This window comes from Burkholderia sp. lig30 (assembly GCF_000687455.2).
Classification (GTDB): domain Bacteria; phylum Pseudomonadota; class Gammaproteobacteria; order Burkholderiales; family Burkholderiaceae; genus Burkholderia.
Genome location: NZ_JGVW01000116.1, coordinates 1 through 954, shown reverse-complemented (window position 1 = coordinate 954; position 954 = coordinate 1). Strand labels below are relative to the sequence as shown.

The 954-nt window shown below is 62.7% G+C and carries 1 protein-coding gene; it reads left to right on the top strand.

Annotated elements, in window-relative coordinates:
• Positions 1-954 (top strand): T6SS phospholipase effector Tle1-like catalytic domain-containing protein (locus LIG30_RS22095; protein ID WP_038715499.1); only part of this gene is annotated, 954 nt, incomplete at both ends.

The following is a 954-nucleotide window of genomic DNA, read 5'->3' as shown; positions in this document are numbered from 1 at the left end:
TTCTACATCCCGGGCGTCGGCACGCCGCTGCCCGAGATCGGCGAAGAGACCTACCTGCAGATGGGCAAGGCGATGGCCAAGGGCTTCAACGCGCGCTGCGCGCTGGGCTACGTTCGGGTGTTGAATGCCGTCTATCACGCCATTGCGCCGGACAAAACCTTGGACCTTATTTCGTTCGAAAAGGCCAGATTGCTATGCGACGCCGCCGCAAACGGCGACATGAGCGGGTTCGATGAACCGCTCCAGACATTGGGCGTGACCCACAAGCTTGCGGTCGATGCCCGTCATCCGCCCGGCACGATCCGGAAGATCTGGATCAACGTGATCGGCTTCTCGCGCGGCGCCGCGGGCGCCCGCGCATTCGTGCACAAGCTGGTGAGCCATTGGGCGGCAGGCGGCAATCTCGTCAAGTTCGGTGGCCAGTATGCGCTGCCATACCAGGTGAACTTCATGGGACTGTTCGATACGGTCGCTTCCGTTGGGCCGCCCGATTTTACCCGCGCGACCGTCGACATCGGTTCGTTCGACGGACACTTCGCCTTTGCCAGCGACGGCGCGATGCGCATTCCCGATTCGGTCCGTTACTGCGTTCACGCGTTCTCGATCCACGAGCAGCGCATGAGCTTTCCGGTCGATTCGATCCGCGAAGCAGGGGGCGCTTATCCGCTCGGCATCCGCCATGAAATCGCGTACCCCGGCGTGCATTCGGATGTCGGCGGCGGTTATGCGCCGAACGAACAGGGCAAGGGGCGTGATCCCGGCCAGGGCGATGGCGGCAAGCTCAGCCAGATTGCGTTGCACGACATGTACGTTCACGCGCTCAAATACGGCGTGCCGATGATGAAGGGCGACGAGATTCTGGACAGCGCGCAAATGCGAGCGGATTTCGCGTTATCTCCCGGCACGATCGAAGCCTTCAACGGCTGGCTGAAGACCGCAGGGCCGATCGGCCGC